Below are 18,423 nucleotides of genomic sequence, written 5' to 3' on the forward strand. Positions count from 1 at the left end.
CGTTGTTCACAGTGCACGCGCTTAGACCTCCCCTTGGCGAGGGAGGCTTGCGCTTTTGTTTTTGGAAGGGCAATGTGCCCGATGGGTGTGGAAGCCCGGAACCGAAATAGGCAGTACTGCGGCCCGTTGGCGCGGGCTCTGCTGCCGAAAATAACAGCGTGGATTGGCGTCCACCGCTGACCGGCTACTTATGTCGGGAGCGCGGGCGCCATGCAATACCCTTTCGAGGGAAAAACGCCCCACCTGTATTTCGGTCAGGCTTCCACCCTCCCGGCACCAGGTCCGTTACCTGGGACTACGGCTGTGGAAGGCCGAAACCGAAAGCTACCCTCATGATGCATACGAAGATCACCGCAACGGGGCTTCCCGAGGACGTAAGGCTCAATCTGCTCGACCTTCGCAACGAGATCGACGATCTATCGGGGCGTGTTGAGAACGCGTCCGAGATGATGTGGATGTTGTCAGGCCACGATGACCTCTCGACGGCGCAAACCGGTACATTTCGAGCGCTCGAGTCGATCACGAAGCGCTTTTCCGAGGAAATTCAGGCTATCGGCGACGTTCTGTCGAAGCTTAGCCGAGGCGAAAGCGTTCCACGTAAGCCTTAATCTTGTGTTGGAACGAATGTGGGGGCGCTTGAGCGCTACTTCCATATTCTTGAGTAATTCCAACCTCTTAGAAGAAGGAATTGGCTCCCCGAGTAGGATTCGAACCTACGGCCATTCGATTAACAGTCGAATGCTCTACCGCTGAGCTATCGGGGAGCAGCCTGTCAGTGTTACCACCGCCGGGCAGGGGTGCGCCTATAACAGCGTCGTCAGCGATGGCAACCCTCTGAAGGCAGAAATTTGGTCCGCCGGGTCAGAAAATTGGATGAGGTTCCCGCGACCTACGCAAACCCGCGGATCAGACCTGGAACTGCTCGGCGAAGATGCGTTCCTCCAGCGTGAAGCCGGGGTCGAACAGCAGCGTGAGTTCCTTCTCGGCCGAGGCCACGATGCGCACGGAGGCGACGTCGCGCACTTCCTTCTGATCGGCCACCGCCGCGACGGGGCGCTTTTCCGGTTCGTGGATGTGGAACTCCACTTCGGCGCTTTCGGGCAGGATCGCGCCCTTCCAGCGGCGGGGACGGAACGGGCTGAGCGGCGTCATCGCGACCATGCGGCTGCCCAGCGGCAGGATGGGGCCGTTGGCGGAGAGGTTGTAGGCGGTCGAGCCCACCGGCGTCGCCACCAGGATGCCGTCGCCCGCCAGTTCCTCCATGCGAACGCGCCCGTTGATGCGGATTTCCACTTTCGCGGTCTGGCGGGTCTCGCGCAGCAGCGAGACTTCGTTGATGGCGTAGTAGCTGTACTCGCGCCCATCACGGGCGACGGCGTGCATGCGCAGCGGACGGACTGGAACGGGGTGGGCCTCGGCCACGCGGCGGGCGATCGGGATGTGATCGTGGGGTCCGTTCATGAGGAAACCCACGGTGCCCAGGTTCATGCCGTAGACCGGCTTGATCGGATGACCGTCCAGCATTTCGTGCAGCACGTGGAGCAGGAAACCGTCACCGCCCAGCACCACGAGAACGTCGGCCTCCTGCGGCGAGACCCATGCGCGGGACTCGCGCAGCGCAACGGCGCCGGCCTGCGCCTTGGCGCTGTCCGACACGATCAGCGCCAGTTTCGCATCCATGCTCTATAATCTCCGGGCGCCGTCTTCGTCCTGATACGGGACGAAGCCCGTCACAGGCGCTTGGGCTGTAGAATTTTGAAAGGATTTGCAAGGGCTTTGGGGTATGGCCGCGCAATGGGTGCCAAACGAGACGACAAGGTTCACAGCCGTTCCAAGGGGATAGCCAACCCCAAGGGCGCCGCGTCCCCGAAAGGGACGGCCGCGAAGGGGCTGGCCGACCGGTTGACCGGCATTCCCGGCCTCGAAACGGTGTTCGAGCGCGTCTCGGCCTGGCGCGAGGACCCGCTGCTCATGCCGCACATGGCGCACGTCCACGCCATGCTGCTCAGCCTGCGCCGGCTCGATGCGATCAACATGGCTTACGGCGCCGCCGCCGGCGACGGCGCGCTCGAGGAAGTCGCGGCGCGCATCTCCCACTTCGCCGAGGAGGAACTCGACGGGCCCTGGCTGCTGGCGCGGGCGGGCGGGGGCAGCTTCCTGCTCGTCGCCAACGAGGCCTGCAGCCGCGAGCGCTGGCAGCTGGTCGCCGACCAGCTCGCCGACATGATCGCGCGGCCGATCCCGGTGCCCTCCGGTGTCCTGCGCCTGTCGCCGCGCGTGGCGCTGATCCGCGCACTGACCGGCGAAAGCGTGGAGTCCATGCTCGACCGGCTCGGTCATGCCATGGGCGATGCGCACGAACTGCACGGCTCGCGCCTCGCCTGGGCCGATGGCGAGGTGACCCCGCCCGGCCGCTCGGCGCAGCAGCTGGAGGCGGACCTGCTCGTCGCCATCGACCGGGACGAGATCGAGGTGCTGTTCCAGCCGCAGTTCGACCTCACCGACGACAGCCTCACCGGCGCCGAGGCGCTTGCACGGTGGAACCACCCGGAACTCGGCCGCATCGGCGCGGGCGCGCTGTTCGCCATCGCCGAGCGCGCCGACCACGTCGGCCCGCTGTCGCGCCACATCGCCCACAAGGCCATGTGGGCCGCCAAGCAGTGGCCCGGAAACCTGCGCCTCTCGATCAACGTCACCGCCGCCGACCTCGCCTTCGGCAGCTACACCCGCCAGATGCTCGACCTCGTGCGCGAGAGCGGCTTCCCGCCGCGCCGACTGACGCTGGAAGTGACCGAGCAGACCCTGATCGGCGACATCACGCTCGCCGCGCAGACGATGGCGGAATTCTCGGCGCAGGGCATCCGCATCGCGCTCGACGACTTCGGGGCGGGGTTCTGCAACTTCCGCTACCTCAAGGTCCTGCCGATCCACTACCTCAAGCTCGATCGCTCGATGATCGACGGCATCACCACCGACCGCCGCGACGTGGCCGTCCTGCGCGCGATCGTGGCGATGGCGCGCGCGCTGGATCTCCAGGTCATCGCCGAGGGGATCGAGGAGGAAGGCCAGCGCGAAGTCGCGGCGCGTGAGGGCTGCGCCTACTTCCAGGGCTTCCTGCGCGCGCAGCCGATGAGCGCGGTGATGTTCGCCAAGCTGGCGCGCGTGGAGGAAGGCGGGAAAGCATAGAGATTTGCTTGTCTGCCTGCTGCCATCTGCGCTGCCGGACGTCTTTTCCTAGTCCTCGTTCGTTATTCCCGCGCAGGCGGGCCCACCTGACAAGCGTGCAACAGGAACCCTCATCAGATGGGTCCCCGCCTGCGCGGGGATGACGAAGCGTTCAGGATGATCCAGCTTCAAGAGGCGCTACGGTCAGACTGTGGGCCAATGCACTCTCACGGGTCTGCTACCCCTTGCGTGCCACCGCGCTCAGTCCCTTGGTCAGCTGCAGTAGCCCGTTGAGCCGGCTCCGGGGATCGCCCCAAGCCCTTTGCAGCACCAGCTTGTTGTCCGGTCGCAGCTTGATCGCGCCCTGCAGGCGTTCGGCGTAGGCGATGAGGCCCGCCGGGTTGGGGAAGCTGTCATTGTGGAAGCTGACGAGCGTGCCGCGCGGGCCGACGTCGATCTTGGCGATGTGCGCCTCGATCGCCTGGCGCTTGATCTGGATGAGCTGGACGAGGTTGGCGGTCGGCTGCGGCAGTTCGCCGAAGCGGTCGATCATCTCGGCCGAGAGCGATTCGATCTCGTCCTTGCTTTCGGCGTCGTTGAGGCGGCGGTAGAGCGCCATGCGCACGGCGAGGTCGGGGACGTATTCCTCCGGGATCATGATCGGCGCCTCGACCGTGATCTGCGGCGACAGGCCCGAGGTGTCCTTCTCCAGCCCGACGCCGCCCGCGCGGGCGGCGAGGATCGCGTCCTCGAGCATCGACTGGTAGAGTTCGAAGCCGACCTCGCGGATGTGGCCCGACTGTTCGTCGCCCAGCAGGTTGCCCGCGCCGCGGATGTCCAGGTCGTGGCTGGCGAGCTGGAAGCCCGCGCCAAGCGAATCGAGGTCGCCCAGCACCTTGAGGCGCTTTTCCGCCACTTCCGACAGCGCCTGCCCGGCGGGCGAGGTCAGGTAGGCGTAGGCGCGCAGCTTGGAGCGCCCGACGCGGCCGCGCAGCTGGTAGAGCTGGGCGAGGCCGAAGCGGTCGGCGCGGTGGATGATGATGGTGTTGGCGCGCGGGATGTCGAGGCCCGATTCGACGATCGTGGTCGAGAGCAGGACCTCGTACTTGCCCTCGTAGAAGGCCCCCATGCGCTCCTCGACCTCGCTCGGGCTCATCTGGCCGTGCGCGGCGATGCTCTTGACCTCGGGGACGTGCTTTTGCAGCCATTCCTCGACCTCGGGCATGTCGGCGATGCGGGGGACGACGATGAAGCTCTGGCCGCCGCGATGGTGTTCGCGCAGCAGCGCCTCGCGCATCACCATGTCGTCCCATTCCATCACATAGGTCCGCACCGCCAGGCGGTCGACCGGCGGGGTCTGGATGGTGGAGAGTTCGCGCAGGCCCGACATCGCCATCTGCAGCGTGCGCGGGATCGGCGTGGCGGTGAGCGTCAGGACGTGGACGTCGGCGCGCAGCTGCTTGAGCTTTTCCTTGTGAGTGACGCCGAAGCGCTGCTCCTCGTCGACGATGACGAGGCCGAGGCGCTTGAAGCTGACCGACTTGGACAGGATGGCGTGGGTGCCGCAGACGACGTCCATGGTGCCGTCGGCAAGACCGTCGCGGGTGGCCTTGGCCTCCTTCTCGGGGACGAGGCGCGAGAGGCGGCCGACGTTGAGCGGGAAGCCGGCGAAGCGCTCGGCGAACCCGGAATAGTGCTGGCGCGCGAGCAGGGTGGTCGGCGCGACGACGGCGACCTGCTGGCCGGCCATGGCAGCGACGAAGGCGGCGCGCAGGGCGACCTCGGTCTTGCCGAAGCCCACATCGCCGCAGACGAGGCGGTCCATCGGGCGGCCCGAGGCGAGATCCTCCAGCGTGTCGCCGATGGCGGCTTCCTGATCTTCCGTCTCCTGCCAGGGGAAGCGGTCGATGAACTGATTGAACGCGCTCTCGTCGGCGACCAGCGCCGGGGCTTCGCGCAGGGCGCGCTCGGCGGCGGTGCGCATGAGTTCGCCGGCGATCTCGCGGATGCGGTCCTTGAGCTTGGCGCGGCGCTTCTGCCACGCCTCGCCGCCCAGCTTGTCGAGCACCGCGCCTTCGCTCTCGCTGCCGTAGCGCGAGAGGACGTCGAGATTTTCCACCGGGATGTAGAGCTTGTCGCCGCCCGAGTAGGTCAGCATCACGCAGTCGTGCGGGCTCTGGCCCACCGGGATAGACTGCAGGCCCTCGTAGCGGCCGATGCCGTGGTCCATGTGGACGATCAGGTCGCCCGGCGTCAGCGCCGCCAGTTCGGCGAGAAAGGCGTCGGAGTCCTTCTTGCGCTTCTTGCGGCGCACGAGGCGGTCGCCGAGGATGTCCTGCTCGGTGATGACCTCGACGGAATCGTTCGAGAAGCCGGTTTCGAGCGGCAGCACCAGCGCGGCGGAGCGGCCCTGCACGGCAAGGCCCAGTGCTTCCTGCCAGGTGTCGGCAAGGCGCGGCTCGGGGCTTTCCACTTCGCCCAGGATCGAGGCGAGGCGCGCGCGGCTGCCGGTGGAGTAGGCGGCGAGGATCGCCTTGCGGCCCGACTTGGCGATCGCCTTGAGGTGCCTGGCGGCCGCCTCGTAGGCATTGTCGCCGCGGGCGCGCTCGGCGGCGAAGTCGCGGGCGTTGCCGAAGCCGAAATCGAGGACCCTGGCGCTTTCCGGCTGGGCGAAGGGATCGGCGCGGTGGACCGGGTGCGCGGTGACGGCGAAGTCGAACTCGTCCCGGGTGAGATAGAGCGAGTCGATCGCCAGCGGGCGGTAGGATCCGGCCTTCTGGCCCGAGGTTTCGAGGCGCGCCTTGTGATAGTCAGCGATGTCGGTGAAGCGCTCGTCCACGGCGCCCAGCGCAGGGCTGTCGATGACGATCAGGTCGTCGTCGCCCAGATGGTCGAACAGGGTGACCAGCCGGTCCTCGAACAGCGGCAGCCAGTGCTCCATCCCGGCGAGGCGGCGACCGTCGCTGACCGCCTGGTAGAGCGGGTCGGCGGTGGCATGCGCGCCGAACATCTCGCGGTAGCGGGTGCGGAAACGCTTGACGGTGTCGTCGTCGAGCAGGGCTTCGCTGGCAGGCAGCAGCAGGTGGTCGGGCACCGTGCCGGTCGAGCGCTGGGTGCCGGTGTCGAACAGGCGCAGCGTTTCCAGCTCGTCGCCGAAGAAGTCGAGGCGCAGGCCCCCGGTGCCCTCGGCGGTATTGAGGCCTGATGGCACGATGTCGAAGATCGAGCCGCGCACCGCGAACTCGCCCGCGTCGATCGCGGTATCGGTGCGCTGGTAGCCCTGCCGGCGCAGTAGCGCGATCAGGCTTTCGTGGCCCACTTCCATGCCGGGCTTGAGCAGGCGCACCGATTCGCGGATGCGGAACGGAGTGAGCACGCGCTGGAGCAGGGCGTTCGTGGTGGTGACGAGCAGCTGCGGGCCGCTGCGCTTGAGCTGCAGCGCATGAAGCGCGGCAAGGCGGCGCGCGCTGACCGACAGCGCCGGGCTGGCTCGGTCGTAGGGGAGGCAGTCCCAGGCGGGAAACTCCACCACGTCGAGCTCTGGCGCGAAGAACTGCGCGGCTTCGGCCACGCTGCGCATCGCCGCCTCGTTGTCGGCCACGAAGACGGCGCGGCCTTTCGCGGCGGCGGCGCGGGCAAGGTCGGCCATGACCAGCGGCTGGCTGCCACGGGTCACCGAAGCCAGCGTCAGCGGCGTCGTAGCGGAAAGGATGCGGGAAAAATCAGGCATGTCGGGGATGAGGGCGAGATATGCGGAAGCTGGCGCAAATTCAATCGCCTTGGTGGCCGCAGCCGCGGCGAATCCGTTTTCCTACAGCGCGGGCTGCGCGGTACTCCGGGGAGGCATGCGGCAAGGGCGCGGAAGGAGAGCGGTGATGGGGATCGGGGAAGCGCCGGATATGGGCTCGCGCGGCGGGGCAAGTCCAACCTGCAAGGCGACAGATGCGCGGTGCAAGGCGACACTTTTCAGGCCGCAAGGCGACACTTTCAGCGCACAAGGCGACAGGTGTAACCCTGCAAACCGACATTTGCAGACGCAAGGCGACACTTTTGCCGCACAAGGCGACAGTTCTAGGGCCAAAACGCGGAGTTTTGCCTCTGGACCGTGTAAACTGTGTAAACCTGTCGCCTTGCAGGGATGGACAGGTCCGCTGCCGGTCAGTCCCTTGGGATCACCACGTAGTCGAGCTTCATCATGCGCTCGATCAGCGGTCCGCGATATTCCTCGGGGATGCTGAGGGTGCCCAGCGCCCAGCCCATGATGTCGACGTCTTCCTCGTCGATCATGCGCTCGAACAGGACGATGTCCTCCTCGGACCATTCGGCGTGGAAGCGGTCGAAGAAGCAGCCGATCATGTAGTCGGCCTCGCGCGTGCCGCGATGCCAGGCGCGGAACTTGAGGCGGGCGAGGCGCGGGGAAAGCTCGGTCATGACCGCGCCGTTACAGCGCGGCGCGGTCATGGGCAACACCTGGCGATCAGCCGTGCAGGACGCGTATGATCTCCTGCGCCGGCCTGCCCGAAAGGTTCTTGGGCACTTCGGCGACCAGCACGTCCCTGAGCTGCTTGTGGTAATGGCGGCGCATCTCACCCAGCGAGCGGGGATCGGCCACGACGACGAGTTGCTCGATGTCGCGGGAGAGGACCTGCTGGTTCAGCCAGCCCGCCACCGCCGCGACATGCGCGCTCTCGTCGAGCGCATCGTTGCTCCCGTCGCCGGTGCGCGCGGAATGGCGGGTGGGTCCGTCCAGGCGGCGCGAGCCCGCGCTGAAATTGGTGGCCTCCAGGTCCGGCACATCCACCGAGGTGAGCCGGGGCTCGGCCTCGATGCCGGAGTTGCGATAGAGTTCGAAGTTCTCTCCGTCGACGATCGCGAACACGGTTCCGTGCGGCAAGAGCATGGGCTTCTCCTTCATTGCATGCCTGAGGCCAACGGAGCTGTGGGCAACTCGGTTCCGGCGAAGCGCCGCCGTGTCTGGCGAAACGGTGCGCACTCGCGCTAAGAGGCGAAGGTAATGCGGCCCGAAGCACTCAATTCCCTGTTCGTCGAAGTCGAGGCGCTCGAAGGCGTCGGCCCCAAGCTGCGCAAGCCGCTGGAAAAGCTGGGGCTTACCCGTATCCGCGACCTCGCCTATCACCTGCCCGACCGCTTCGTGGAGCGCCGGGCCATCGCCGACCTCGACGAGGCGAGCGTGGGCGAGAACGTCATCGTCGCGCTCACCCCGCGCGAACACCGCTCGCCCAGCGGACGCGGCCCGTTCCGCGTGCTGGCCGAGGATGCGGCGGGCAACGTCTGCACGCTGACCTACTTCGGCCGCGCCTCGTACTCGGCGAAGAAGCAGCTGCCGGTGGGCGAACTGCGCTGGGTTGCCGGGCGGATCGACCAGTACGGCCAGATGCTCCAGATCGTGCATCCCGAGCATGTTTCGGAAGATTCGTCCTCACCTGTCGGCAAGCTGTGCGAGCCGGTCTATCCGCTGTCCGAGGGGCTGACGCAGGGCCGCGTGATCTCGCTGGTCGGACAGGCGCTCAAGGGACTGCCCGAACTGCCGGAATGGATCGAGCCGGGCCTGATGGCCAAGATGGGCTGGCCGGCGTGGCGCGAGGCACTGGCAGAAGTGCATCGCGGCGTCCATGCGCCGGCGCGCGACCGGCTGGCCTACGACGAACTCTACGCCAACGCGCTGGCGCTGATGCTGGTGCGCGAGAGCAACCGCGCGCAGCGGGGGACGCCGCTGGCCGGCGACGGATCGCTGCGGGCGAAGCTGCGCCTGCCCTTCGCGCTGACCGGGGCGCAGGTCCGCTCGATCGCCGAGATCGAGGGCGACCTCGCGCAGGCCTCGCCGATGCTGCGGCTGCTGCAGGGGGACGTCGGCTCCGGCAAGACGGTGGTGGCGCTGTCCTCGCTGCTGATCGCAGTGGAGGCGGGGGCGCAGGGCGCGCTGCTCGCGCCGACCGAAATCCTTGCCCGCCAGCATTACGATACGCTGTCGCGGATGCTCCAGGGCACCGGGGTCGAGATCGCGCTCCTGACCGGGCGCGACAAGGGCAAGGCGCGCGAGGCGATCCTGATGGGGCTGCTCGACGGCTCGATCCAGCTCGTCGTCGGCACCCACGCGATCTTCCAGGACAGCGTCGCCTACCGCAATCTCGCGCTGGTGGTGATCGACGAGCAGCACCGCTTCGGCGTCGGCCAGCGACTGATGCTGACCCGCAAGGGCCGCCGCGTGCCGCACACGTTGGCGATGACCGCGACGCCGATCCCGCGCACGCTGACCCTGGCGCAGTACGGCGAGATGGAAGTGTCCAAGCTCGACGAGCTGCCGCCGGGGCGCCAGGCGATCGATACCCGCGTGGTCGCCGTGGAGCGGATGGACGATGTCGCCGGCGCACTTGCCCGGCACATCGCGACCGGCCAGCAGGCCTACTGGGTCTGCCCGATGGTCAACGAGAACGAGAACGAGGACCTTGCCGCCGCCGAGGCGCGCTATGCGGCGCTGAAGGAGCGCTTCGGGGATACCGTAGCGCTGGTCCACGGGCAGCTGCGTCCCGAGGCGAAGGACGCGGCAATGGAGCGATTCGCGCAGGGGCAGGCGAGCCTGCTGGTGGCGACGACGGTGATCGAGGTCGGCGTCGATGTCCCCAACGCCACGCTGATGGTGATCGAACAGGCCGAGCGCTTCGGCCTCGCCCAGCTGCACCAGCTGCGCGGGCGGGTCGGGCGCGGGGCCGAGAAATCCACCTGTCTGCTGCTGCGCGGCGGCCAGCTTTCCGAAACCGCCCGCCAGCGGCTGGCGCTGATGCGCGAGACTCAGGACGGCTTCCGGCTTGCGGAGGAGGACCTGCTGCTGCGCGGCGGCGGCGAACTGCTCGGCACCCGGCAGTCTGGCGACACGCCGTTCCGTATCGCCAGCCTCGAGCAGATCACCAAGCTCCTGCCACTCGCCCACGACGACGCGCGCCTGCTGATCGAGCGCGACGGCGGGCTGGCGGGCCCAAGGGGCGAGGCAGCGCGCCTGCTGCTTTACCTGTTCGAGCGGGACTGGGGCGTCCAGCTGCTCCGCTCGGGCTGAACGCCCTTGCTGGATTTCGGCAATGCGGTTTGACCAGTGGTGATGGCGCACTTGCGCTGGTGGCCTCGTGAATGATACGAAACGCGCCACATAAGATCATAAATCGGTCAGACCGCAGGGAGAGTGGCATTGAACCGGGAACGGGTGGCGACCGAGGGCGCCGGGCAGGACGAATCGCATGCGCCGAGGCTCTATCGCCGGGTCGCCGCGCAGCTGATGGATGAGGTGCGGGCAGGGCGCTATCCCGTCGGCGCGCGGATGCCGGCGGAGCGCGAACTCGCTGTGCAGATGGGCGTCAGCCGTCCGATCGTGCGCGAGGCGCTGCTGGCGATGGAGGTGATGGGCATCGTCGAGGTCAAGCTCGGCTCGGGCGCCTATGTGCTGCGCCTGCCCGAGGACGAACCGGCGGCGATCGATGCCTCGGAGGTGACGCCGATCGAGCTGGCACAGGCCCGCCTGATCTTCGAGGGTGAAGCCGCGTCGCTCGCGGCGGTGAACATCGCCGACGAGGAACTTGAACTCCTCGACCAGGCCGTCGCCGACATGCGGCGCGCGGACGGTACGTTCGAGGACTGGCAGGCGGCACTCACGCTGTTCCACCTCACGATGGCCAAGGCGACGCGCAATGTCGCGGTGGAGCGCGGTGTGCGCGACCTGTGGGACATGCGCTCGCGCTCGCCCGAGTGCCGCAGGATGCTGGAGGAGGCGCGGCACTACAACTATCGCTACAGCCTGGAGCAGCATGTCGAGATCCTCGCCGCGCTGAAGGCCCACGATGCGGTGCGGGCGAGGGCAGCGGTGCGGATGCACCTCGAGGGCTCGATCAATCATGTGCTGATGGCGCTGGAGGAGCGCGCGGTCGCCGATGCGCGGGCACGGGTGGCGGAGATCCGCTCGCGTTATTCCACCGAAAACATACGCTGAAGCGACCAGGGAGGCCTTCGCCGGCCCAGGCCTCAAGAAGACGTGGCAGCTGGTATCACACGGCGCATTCGTGCTCGAGTGCGGCGCCCGGTACGGTCATGGAATAAGATCCAGGACCCTGCGATCGCTCATCTCGACCGCGGGCAACTCGCCTCGACGGCAGATATCCAGCGCCGACGTCCTTCGGCGTTCAGATGGACGCCGTCCAAGGTCATCCCATGAGCCGAAACCTGGGGCGGAACGAAGCTGGCTCTCGACGCCATCGCGAGCTTGCGGAGTTCCTCATTGAACGGCGCCTGCAACGACGGGTGGTAATTGGCGCTGAAAGTCTTCCCCGGCTCGATCGGTGGCACGCCGACGATCACAAGCTTTGCAGGCGCGACAGCGTCAATAAGCTGGCGATACTGCGTTCGCCATTCCTTGATGGATGTCGTTTGCCACTTCGCCGTGTCGTTCACGCCGACAGCAAGTACGACGATGGAGGGGTTTGCTGCCGCCACGATCTGACGCGCATGCTCGAGAACGGCCTTTACCTTCGCTCCCCCGATGCCGGCGTTCAGCACAGGCAGGCCGCAGGCGCTTGGGATGATCTGAAGATCGACGATGCTGTCCCCCAGTATCACGACGCCTCCAGGCGGAAGACTCGTTGCCTTCAATGTCAGCAGGGCTCCCCTCGCCTCCTTGTACGCGTGGGGCGCATCCCACGCTCTCTGGACGTCGCGGCCCGCCAGAAATCCATGGCGGTGGACAGCTTTAAGCGTGAGAAATGCGCCGAGAAAAAGAATACCTGCGGCTACTATGGACACGGCAACTGCGCGGTTTTTCAAGTCTTAATTCCGATTGCCGTGATCATTCCCGTTCCGTTCTATCAGACTGGCCTTGACGGTTAGTTAGCAGGCGAGAACTCCGGCTGCATAAAGCGGAAGCGCGGCGGGGGGAAGGTGTCCCAGTACCTCCCGACCGCCGCGGCCGCGGGAAAACCGCAGGTTCGTTTGAACCGTGAGCCCCTGTCCATGAAGCGATGGAATTAATGCCCCGGACAGCAAAAAACCCAGCGTTTCCGCTGGGTTTTTGTGCTTCACCCGAGGGTGAAAATGGTCGGGGAAAGAGGATTCGAACCTCCGGCCCCTGCCTCCCGAAGACAGTGCTCTACCAGGCTGAGCTATTCCCCGACCGGAGGGCGATCCGAAGACCGCCCGGGGCAGGAGCGCGCCTATATAGGGCGACTCCGGGGGTGGCAAGGGGGCTTTGTGGAAATTGTTTGAGGGGGGCGGGAATGCGCGGAATTGTACGAATGCCGGTATATCGCTGCACACAGCGCGTCATTAGCAGCCACTTAGCGACGGGTTAGCGTCGAGACAGGAGCGCGCCTTGCCGGCGGTCCTGGGCCGGGCCGGGGACGACGCGGGACATCGTCTTCCCATGAATCGTTCGCGCAGGTAGGTTTTGCATATGACCACGACCGCTTTTCGCACCGAACACGTCCCAACCGCCGTGAAACCGCACTGGGAACACCAGTACCTCGATCTCATGCGCCGGATATGGACTGAAGGCGACGAGCGCTCGGACCGCACCGGGGTCGGTACCCGCTCGCTGCTGGGGGAGACGATCCGCTTCGACCTTTCCGGCGGGGCGATGCCGCTGCTCACCACCAAGCGCGTCTACTGGAAGACCGCGACGCGCGAGATGCTGTGGTTCCTCACCGGCGACACCAACATCCGCAAGCTCTGTGCGCAGGGCGTGGAGATCTGGACCGACTGGCCGCTCGACCGCTACCGCCGTGAGACCGGCGAGGCGATCGAACGCAAGGCCTTCTCCGCCAGGATCGTCGCCGACGAGGCCTTCGCGGCGCAGTGGGGTGACCTCGGCCCGGTCTACGGCAAGCAATGGGTGGACTGGCCGACCTACGAGCCGGCGGGCGAGGGCCTGTTCAAGAGCGGCCCCGGCATCAACCAGGTCGCGCAGGTGGTCGAGAGCCTCAAGGCGAACCCCGGCAGCCGCCGCCACATCATCGAGGGCTGGAACGTCGCCGAGCTCGATTCGATGGCGCTGCCGCCGTGCCACAAGACTTACCAGTTCCACGTTTCAGGCGGCAGGCTGTCGTGCCTGCTCTACCAGCGCAGCTGCGACCTCGGCCTCGGCTTCGCGTTCAACATGTGGTCGCTGGCGCTGCTGACGCGCATGCTGGCACAGCAATGCAACCTCGAGCCGGGTGAAGCCGTTTGGACAGGCGGTGATGTCCACCTGTACCTCAACCATGCGGCGCTGGTCGAAGAACAGCTTGCGCGCGCGCCTTCCGGGGAAGCCCGGATGACGATCCTGCGGCGTCCCGAATCGATGTTCGACTATCGGATCGACGACTTCGAAGTGACCGGATATGCCCCCCAGGCGCATATCGCCGCGCCGGTTGCGGTCTGATTTGACATTACCAAGAGTTGAAATATTATAATCCTACCGTAGAATTTTGATACTCAAGGTTCTCGCGGCCGCACACTGGCGGGAGAGCATGGAAATGGCCGAACAGTCGGCAGGAAAAGGCAAGCCGCGGGGCAATCTGCCGCCGCTGGAACTCTATGTACCCGAGCCGAAATACCGGCCCGGGGATGTGGTCGATTACTCGCACCTGCCGGTGCCGGCCGCCGGCCAGCTCGCCCGCCCGGACGAGGCGTGCCCGGCCAGTGAGACCTGGCCGCTGACCCTCGACATGATCCGCGTGCTGGACGAGGACGACCGGGCGGTCGGCCCGTGGAATCCCGGACTCGATCCGGAGACGCTGCGCCGCATGCTGCGCACGATGGCGCTGACCCGCGCCTTCGACGACCGGCTCTATCGCAGCCAGCGGCAGGGCAAGACCAGCTTCTACATGAAGTGCACCGGCGAGGAGGCGATCTCCGTAGCTCACGCCCATGCGCTGGCGGGCGACGACATGGTGTTCCCCACCTATCGCCAGCAGGGCATCCTGATCTCACGCGGTTATCCGCTCGTCGACATGGTCAACCAGATCTATTCGAACCGCGCGGACCCGTTGAAGGGGCGCCAGCTGCCGGTGATGTACTCGGCCAAGGATTACGGGTTCTTCTCCATCTCGGGCAACCTCGCGACCCAGCTGCCGCAGGCGGTGGGCTGGGCCATGGCGAGCGCGATCAAGGGCGACACCCGCATCGCCACCGCCTTCGTCGGCGAAGGCTCCAGCGCCGAGGGCGACTTCCACGCGGCGATGACTTTCGCCGCCGTCTACAATGCGCCGGTCGTGCTCAACATCGTCAACAACCAGTGGGCGATCTCGAGCTTCTCGGGCTTCGCCGGATCGGAGCGCACGACTTTCGCGGCGCGCGCCACCGGCTACGGCATCGCCGGACTGCGCGTCGACGGCAACGACGCGCTGGCGGTCTACGCCGCCTCGCAGTGGGCCGCTGACCGCGCCCGCGCCAACCAGGGCCCGACGCTCATCGAGCACTTCACCTACCGCGCCGAGGGGCACTCCACGTCGGACGATCCTTCGGCCTACCGCTCCGCGCAGGAGCGCGAGGAGTGGCCGCTCGGCGATCCGATCATGCGCCTCAAGAAGCACCTGGTCGCGCTCGGCGAATGGTCGGAGGAGCAGCAGGAGGCGATGGACCGCGAACTGGTCGAGCAGGTCAAGGCCGCCACCAAGGAAGCCGAGAAGAACGGCGTGCTGGGCCACGGCATGCACCACCCGTTCCACACCATGTTCGAGGACGTCTTCGAGGAACTGCCCTGGCACCTCGAGGAGCAGGCCGACCAGGCCATCCGCGAGCGCGAGACCAAGTGGCCGGAATGGAAGGAGCGCGGCGATGCATGAGGACAATTCCGTCGGGCTCGCTGACGACGTTGACGAGGCTCCGACCCGGCAGATGAACATGATCGAGGCGATCAACGACGCCCTCGACATCATGATGGCGCGCGATCCGGACATCGTCATCCTCGGTGAGGACGTGGGCTACTTCGGAGGCGTGTTCCGCGCCACGGCGGGCCTGCAGAAGAAGTTCGGCCGCAACCGCGTGTTCGATTCGCCGATCAACGAATGCGGCATCATCGGCGCGGCGGTGGGCATGGCCGCCTATGGCCTGCGGCCGGTGCCCGAGATCCAGTTCGCCGACTACATCTACCCCGGCCTCGACCAGCTCATCAGCGAGGCGGCGCGCATGCGCTATCGCTCGGCGGGAGAGTTCACCGCGCCGATCACCGTGCGCTCGCCGTTCGGCGGCGGCATCTTCGGCGGGCAGACCCATAGCCAGAGCCCGGAAGCGCTGTTCACCCATGTCGCCGGCCTGAAGACGGTGATCCCATGCACGCCGCGCGACGCCAAGGGCCTGCTGATCGCCGCGATCGAGGACAACGACCCGGTCATCTTCTTCGAGCCCAAGCGCATCTACAACGGGCCGTTCGGCGGCGACTATGACAAGCCGTCGCGGACCTGGAAGGGCCACCCCGGCGGCGAGGTGCCGGAAGGCTACTACCGGATCCCGCTCGGCAAGGCGCGGATCGTGCGCGAGGGCGCGGCGCTGACCGTGCTGTCCTACGGCACCATGATCCACGTCGCCGAGGCGGTGCTGGCCGAAAAGGGCATCGACGCCGAGATCATCGACCTGCGCACGCTTGTCCCACTGGACATAGAGGCTGTGCAAAAGTCGGTGGAAAAGACTGGGAAATGCCTGGTGATACACGAGGCCACCCGCACTTCCGGCTTCGGCGCCGAGCTTTCCGCGCTGGTGCAGGAGCGCTGCTTCTACCACCTCGAAGCGCCGGTGGAGCGCGTGACCGGCTTCGATACGCCTTATCCGCACAGCCTCGAGTGGGCCTATTTCCCCGGTCCCGTCCGCATCGGCGAGGCGGTCGATCGTCTGATGAAGGATTGATCCGATGGGTCGCTACACATTCACGCTCCCCGACATCGGCGAAGGCATCGCCGAGGCCGAGATCGTCGCCTGGCACGTCAAGGTCGGCGACCGGGTCGAGGAAGACGGCCGCCTTGCCGACATGATGACCGACAAGGCCACGGTCGAGATGGAAAGCCCGGTTTCGGGCATCATCGTCGAAGTGGCGGGCGCGGAAGGCGACGTGGTCGCCATCGGCTCGGCGCTGGTGGTGATCGAGGTCGAGGGCGTGGGCGACGAAAGCGCTGCCCAAGCTCCCAAGGCCGCGGCGGTCGAGGAGCGGATCGAGGTCGAGACGCCCGATGCCGGGGATGTCGAACGGGTCGAGGCTGCGACCCGCCCGGCACCGGCGCGCGAGCCTGAGCCTCAGATCGAGCCCGAGCCCGTCGACGTCCGCGCAGCGCCTTCAGCTTCCGCCAAGGTCCTCGCCAGTCCGGCGGTCCGCAAGCGGGCCAGGGACCTCGGCATCGATCTCGCCGAAGTGCGCTCCGCCGAGGATGGCCGCCTGCGCCACGCCGACCTCGACGCGTTCCTCGCCTACAACGCCGGCGGCGGCTTCCAGCCCGCGGGCAGCAAGCGCGCGGACGAGCAGGTGCGCGTCATCGGCCTCAGGCGCCGCATCGCCGAGAACATGGCGGCCTCCAAGCGCAACATCCCGCACTTCGCCTATGTCGAGGAGTTCGACGTCACGGCGCTCGAGGAGACCCGCGCGCAGCTCAACGAGGGCAGGGGAGACCGGCCCAAGCTGACGATGCTGCCGTTCCTCATCACCGCGATCTGCAAGCTGCTGCCCAAGTATCCTATGCTCAACGCCCACTACGACGATGAGGCCGGCGTGGTGACGCGCCATGGCTCGGTGCACCTGGGCATCGCGGCGCAGACCCCCGCCGGGCTCATGGTGCCGGTGATCCGCGATGCCCAGGGCCGCAACCTCTGGCAACTGGCCGCCGAGATCACCCGCCTTGCGCAGGCTGCGCGCGACGGGTCGGCTAAGTCGTCCGAACTGTCGGGCTCGACGATCACCGTAACCTCGCTCGGTCCGATGGGCGGGGTGGCGACCACGCCGGTCATCAATCGCCCCGAAGTCGCCATCATCGGCCCCAACCGCATCGTCGAGCGGCCGATGTTCGTGAAGGATGCCACTGGCGCCGAGCGCATCGAGAAGCGCAAGATCATGAACATCTCGATGAGCTGCGACCACCGCGTGGTCGATGGCTGGGATGCCGCCAGCTTCGCGCAGGACCTCAAGAAGCTGATCGAGGCGCCGGCGCTCATCCTCGCGGGCTAAGGAGGCAGGACATGGACCGGGATCCGGGCGTGGACGATTACATCGCCGCCATGGCGCCCCCGGTCCGTGCCCTGCTCGAACATCTGCGCGAGGCGATCCACCGAGCGCTCCCAGAGGGGTGCGAGACGATCAAGTGGAAAGTCCCGCACTACACCGTCGATGGCTGCAACATTGCCGGGCTCGCCGGCTTCAAGGCGCATTGCTCGCTCGGCATCCACGGCGATCCCGTGGCAAGCCGCTACGTCAAAATCGCCGCGTTCGACCAGATGCCGCCCGATGCGGAACTGACCGCGATGCTGCATGATGCCCGCGACCGAATCGCGGGGACCAAGCCATGAGCCGAGATGCGCGCATCGACGAGTATATCGCTAACGCGGCGGACTTCGCCCGCCCGATCCTCGAGCACCTGCGAGACCTCGCCCACAGCGCGCTGCCCGGCGCCGAAGAGGCAATCAAGTGGGGGATGCCGCACTTCCTCGTGAACGGCAAGAACGTCGCGGGGATGGCCGCGTTCAAGGCGCACTGCACCTTCGTGATTCACGGCGACGGGCGACAGGGCGACGCGATGGGCCAGTTCGGCCGCATCACCGCGATAACGGACCTCCCCGGCGACCCGGAACTCGCCGATAAGCTGGGCGCCGCGCGCGACCGGGTCGAGACGAAGGGCACGGCGCAGAAGACCGGCGGCGCCCGCAAGCCCAAGCCCGAGATACCCATGCCCGAGGACTTCGCCGCGCTGCTTGGCGGCACCCCGGCCGCCCGCGAGACCTTCGACCGGTTCGCTCCCTCGCACTGCCGCGACTACTTCGAATGGATCACCGAGGCGAAGACGCAGGCCACCCGCCAAAAGCGCATGGCGCAGTCGGTGGAGTGGCTGGCAGAAGGCAAGAAGCGCCACTGGAAGTACGAGAACTGCTGATGCGCGGCGGCCCTGCGTCAGGCTCTTTTTGCAGTCCGGCAGGGCACCCGAAGACGGTCGGCGCAAAAAATCCACGGGGCTCCGGGAAGGCTGTTGACAGCCCCGGATGGCTGGCCTAGTGGCGGCGCTCCCAAGCGGACGCAACCGCAAGAACGCG

Annotated in this window: 15 protein-coding genes and 2 tRNA genes; 10 read left to right on the forward strand and 7 right to left on the reverse strand. The window is 66.9% G+C overall.

Translation table 11 applies throughout. The annotated features are described in order from the left end of the window. Window positions 1-332 precede the first annotated feature (332 nt). Entirely contained in the window at window positions 333-608 is a 276-nt protein-coding gene (locus AC07M9_RS06235; RefSeq protein ID WP_494882236.1) for a hypothetical protein, read from the forward strand. A gap of 81 nt (window positions 609-689) precedes the next feature. Here the strand turns inward: AC07M9_RS06235 and AC07M9_RS06240 are convergent. Both AC07M9_RS06240 and AC07M9_RS06245 read right to left on the reverse strand, forming a co-directional pair. Then, window positions 690-764: transfer RNA gene (locus AC07M9_RS06240), tRNA-Asn, on the reverse strand. A gap of 142 nt (window positions 765-906) precedes the next feature. After that, window positions 907-1,680: an NAD kinase gene (locus AC07M9_RS06245; protein ID WP_494882237.1), complete on the reverse strand. Its 774-nt coding sequence runs from the start codon at window positions 1,678-1,680 to the stop codon at window positions 907-909. A 114-nt stretch (window positions 1,681-1,794) separates the two neighbouring features. Here AC07M9_RS06245 and AC07M9_RS06250 point away from each other — a divergent pair, with 114 nt between their 5' ends. After that, entirely contained in the window at window positions 1,795-3,186 is a 1,392-nt protein-coding gene (locus AC07M9_RS06250) for an EAL domain-containing protein (protein ID WP_494882238.1), read from the forward strand. Window positions 3,187-3,403: 217 nt separating this feature from the next. On the opposite strand, the gene mfd is transcribed toward AC07M9_RS06250, so the two are convergent. The 3 genes from mfd to AC07M9_RS06265 form a co-directional block, all read right to left on the reverse strand. Then, window positions 3,404-6,895 carry a transcription-repair coupling factor gene (mfd, locus tag AC07M9_RS06255; RefSeq protein WP_494882240.1) on the reverse strand — a complete coding sequence of 1,164 codons (3,492 nt, stop codon included), beginning with the start codon at window positions 6,893-6,895 and terminating at the stop codon, window positions 3,404-3,406. Window positions 6,896-7,323: 428 nt separating this feature from the next. Further along, a complete protein-coding gene (locus tag AC07M9_RS06260) occupies window positions 7,324-7,626 on the reverse strand; it encodes an FAD assembly factor SdhE (RefSeq protein ID WP_494882242.1) in 303 nt (100 codons plus the stop codon). A 16-nt stretch (window positions 7,627-7,642) separates the two neighbouring features. Then, on the reverse strand, window positions 7,643-8,065 hold the full coding sequence (locus AC07M9_RS06265) for a baeRF12 domain-containing protein (protein WP_494882244.1): 423 nt from the start codon (window positions 8,063-8,065) through the stop codon (window positions 7,643-7,645). 114 nt (window positions 8,066-8,179) lie between these two features. Between AC07M9_RS06265 and recG the strand changes: the two genes are divergently transcribed. Both recG and AC07M9_RS06275 read left to right on the forward strand, forming a co-directional pair. Continuing rightward, entirely contained in the window at window positions 8,180-10,237 is a 2,058-nt protein-coding gene (gene recG / locus AC07M9_RS06270) for an ATP-dependent DNA helicase RecG (RefSeq protein WP_494882246.1), read from the forward strand. A gap of 129 nt (window positions 10,238-10,366) precedes the next feature. Next, window positions 10,367-11,161, forward strand: a complete 795-nt coding sequence (locus tag AC07M9_RS06275; RefSeq protein ID WP_494882248.1) for a FadR/GntR family transcriptional regulator — start codon at window positions 10,367-10,369, stop codon at window positions 11,159-11,161. Between the two features lie 128 nt (window positions 11,162-11,289). Here the strand turns inward: AC07M9_RS06275 and AC07M9_RS06280 are convergent, their stop codons facing one another. Further along, on the reverse strand, window positions 11,290-11,988 hold the full coding sequence (locus tag AC07M9_RS06280) for an SGNH/GDSL hydrolase family protein (RefSeq protein WP_494882250.1): 699 nt from the start codon (window positions 11,986-11,988) through the stop codon (window positions 11,290-11,292). 268 nt (window positions 11,989-12,256) lie between these two features. After that, a tRNA-Pro gene (locus tag AC07M9_RS06285) sits at window positions 12,257-12,333 on the reverse strand. A 280-nt stretch (window positions 12,334-12,613) separates the two neighbouring features. On the opposite strand from AC07M9_RS06285, the gene thyA reads away from it, so the two are divergent. The 6 genes from thyA to AC07M9_RS06315 all read left to right on the forward strand — a co-directional run bounded on the left by thyA (window position 12,614) and on the right by AC07M9_RS06315 (window position 18,266). After that, window positions 12,614-13,579 carry a thymidylate synthase gene (gene thyA, locus AC07M9_RS06290; RefSeq protein WP_494882251.1) on the forward strand — a complete coding sequence of 322 codons (966 nt, stop codon included), beginning with the start codon at window positions 12,614-12,616 and terminating at the stop codon, window positions 13,577-13,579. A 94-nt stretch (window positions 13,580-13,673) separates the two neighbouring features. Continuing rightward, a complete protein-coding gene (locus AC07M9_RS06295; RefSeq protein ID WP_494882253.1) occupies window positions 13,674-14,984 on the forward strand; it encodes a 3-methyl-2-oxobutanoate dehydrogenase (2-methylpropanoyl-transferring) subunit alpha in 1,311 nt (436 codons plus the stop codon). 52 nt (window positions 14,985-15,036) lie between these two features. After that, complete coding sequence (locus AC07M9_RS06300; protein WP_494883893.1) at window positions 15,037-16,041, forward strand: alpha-ketoacid dehydrogenase subunit beta; 1,005 nt, start codon at window positions 15,037-15,039, stop codon at window positions 16,039-16,041. A 4-nt stretch (window positions 16,042-16,045) separates the two neighbouring features. Next, entirely contained in the window at window positions 16,046-17,347 is a 1,302-nt protein-coding gene (locus AC07M9_RS06305) for a dihydrolipoamide acetyltransferase family protein (RefSeq protein WP_494882255.1), read from the forward strand. Between the two features lie 11 nt (window positions 17,348-17,358). Then, on the forward strand, window positions 17,359-17,685 hold the full coding sequence (locus tag AC07M9_RS06310) for an iron chaperone (protein ID WP_494882257.1): 327 nt from the start codon (window positions 17,359-17,361) through the stop codon (window positions 17,683-17,685). After that, the gene (locus AC07M9_RS06315) at window positions 17,682-18,266 is read left to right on the forward strand and encodes a YdeI/OmpD-associated family protein (protein ID WP_494882259.1); all 585 of its coding nucleotides are present in this window, start codon (window positions 17,682-17,684) and stop codon (window positions 18,264-18,266) included. The genes AC07M9_RS06310 and AC07M9_RS06315 overlap by 4 nt, the downstream gene beginning before the upstream one ends. The last annotated feature ends 157 nt before the right edge of the window (window positions 18,267-18,423 follow it).

This window comes from Novosphingobium sp. GW821-FHT09E05 (assembly GCF_059416165.1).

What these genes read in the sequence shown, in the direction of transcription:
- AC07M9_RS06300 (WP_494883893.1), top strand. Translation starts at nt 15,037, where the DNA reads ATGAACATGATCGAGGCGATCAACGACGCCCTCGACATCATGATGGCG.
- mfd (WP_494882240.1), bottom strand. Translation starts at nt 6,895, where the DNA reads ATGCCTGATTTTTCCCGCATCCTTTCCGCTACGACGCCGCTGACGCTG.
- thyA (WP_494882251.1), top strand. Translation starts at nt 12,614, where the DNA reads ATGACCACGACCGCTTTTCGCACCGAACACGTCCCAACCGCCGTGAAA.
- AC07M9_RS06305 (WP_494882255.1), top strand. Translation starts at nt 16,046, where the DNA reads ATGGGTCGCTACACATTCACGCTCCCCGACATCGGCGAAGGCATCGCC.
- AC07M9_RS06265 (WP_494882244.1), bottom strand. Translation starts at nt 8,065, where the DNA reads ATGCTCTTGCCGCACGGAACCGTGTTCGCGATCGTCGACGGAGAGAAC.
- AC07M9_RS06295 (WP_494882253.1), top strand. Translation starts at nt 13,674, where the DNA reads ATGGCCGAACAGTCGGCAGGAAAAGGCAAGCCGCGGGGCAATCTGCCG.
- AC07M9_RS06250 (WP_494882238.1), top strand. Translation starts at nt 1,795, where the DNA reads ATGGGTGCCAAACGAGACGACAAGGTTCACAGCCGTTCCAAGGGGATA.
- recG (WP_494882246.1), top strand. Translation starts at nt 8,180, where the DNA reads ATGCGGCCCGAAGCACTCAATTCCCTGTTCGTCGAAGTCGAGGCGCTC.
- AC07M9_RS06315 (WP_494882259.1), top strand. Translation starts at nt 17,682, where the DNA reads ATGAGCCGAGATGCGCGCATCGACGAGTATATCGCTAACGCGGCGGAC.
- AC07M9_RS06310 (WP_494882257.1), top strand. Translation starts at nt 17,359, where the DNA reads ATGGACCGGGATCCGGGCGTGGACGATTACATCGCCGCCATGGCGCCC.
- AC07M9_RS06235 (WP_494882236.1), top strand. Translation starts at nt 333, where the DNA reads ATGATGCATACGAAGATCACCGCAACGGGGCTTCCCGAGGACGTAAGG.
- AC07M9_RS06260 (WP_494882242.1), bottom strand. Translation starts at nt 7,626, where the DNA reads ATGACCGCGCCGCGCTGTAACGGCGCGGTCATGACCGAGCTTTCCCCG.
- AC07M9_RS06245 (WP_494882237.1), bottom strand. Translation starts at nt 1,680, where the DNA reads ATGGATGCGAAACTGGCGCTGATCGTGTCGGACAGCGCCAAGGCGCAG.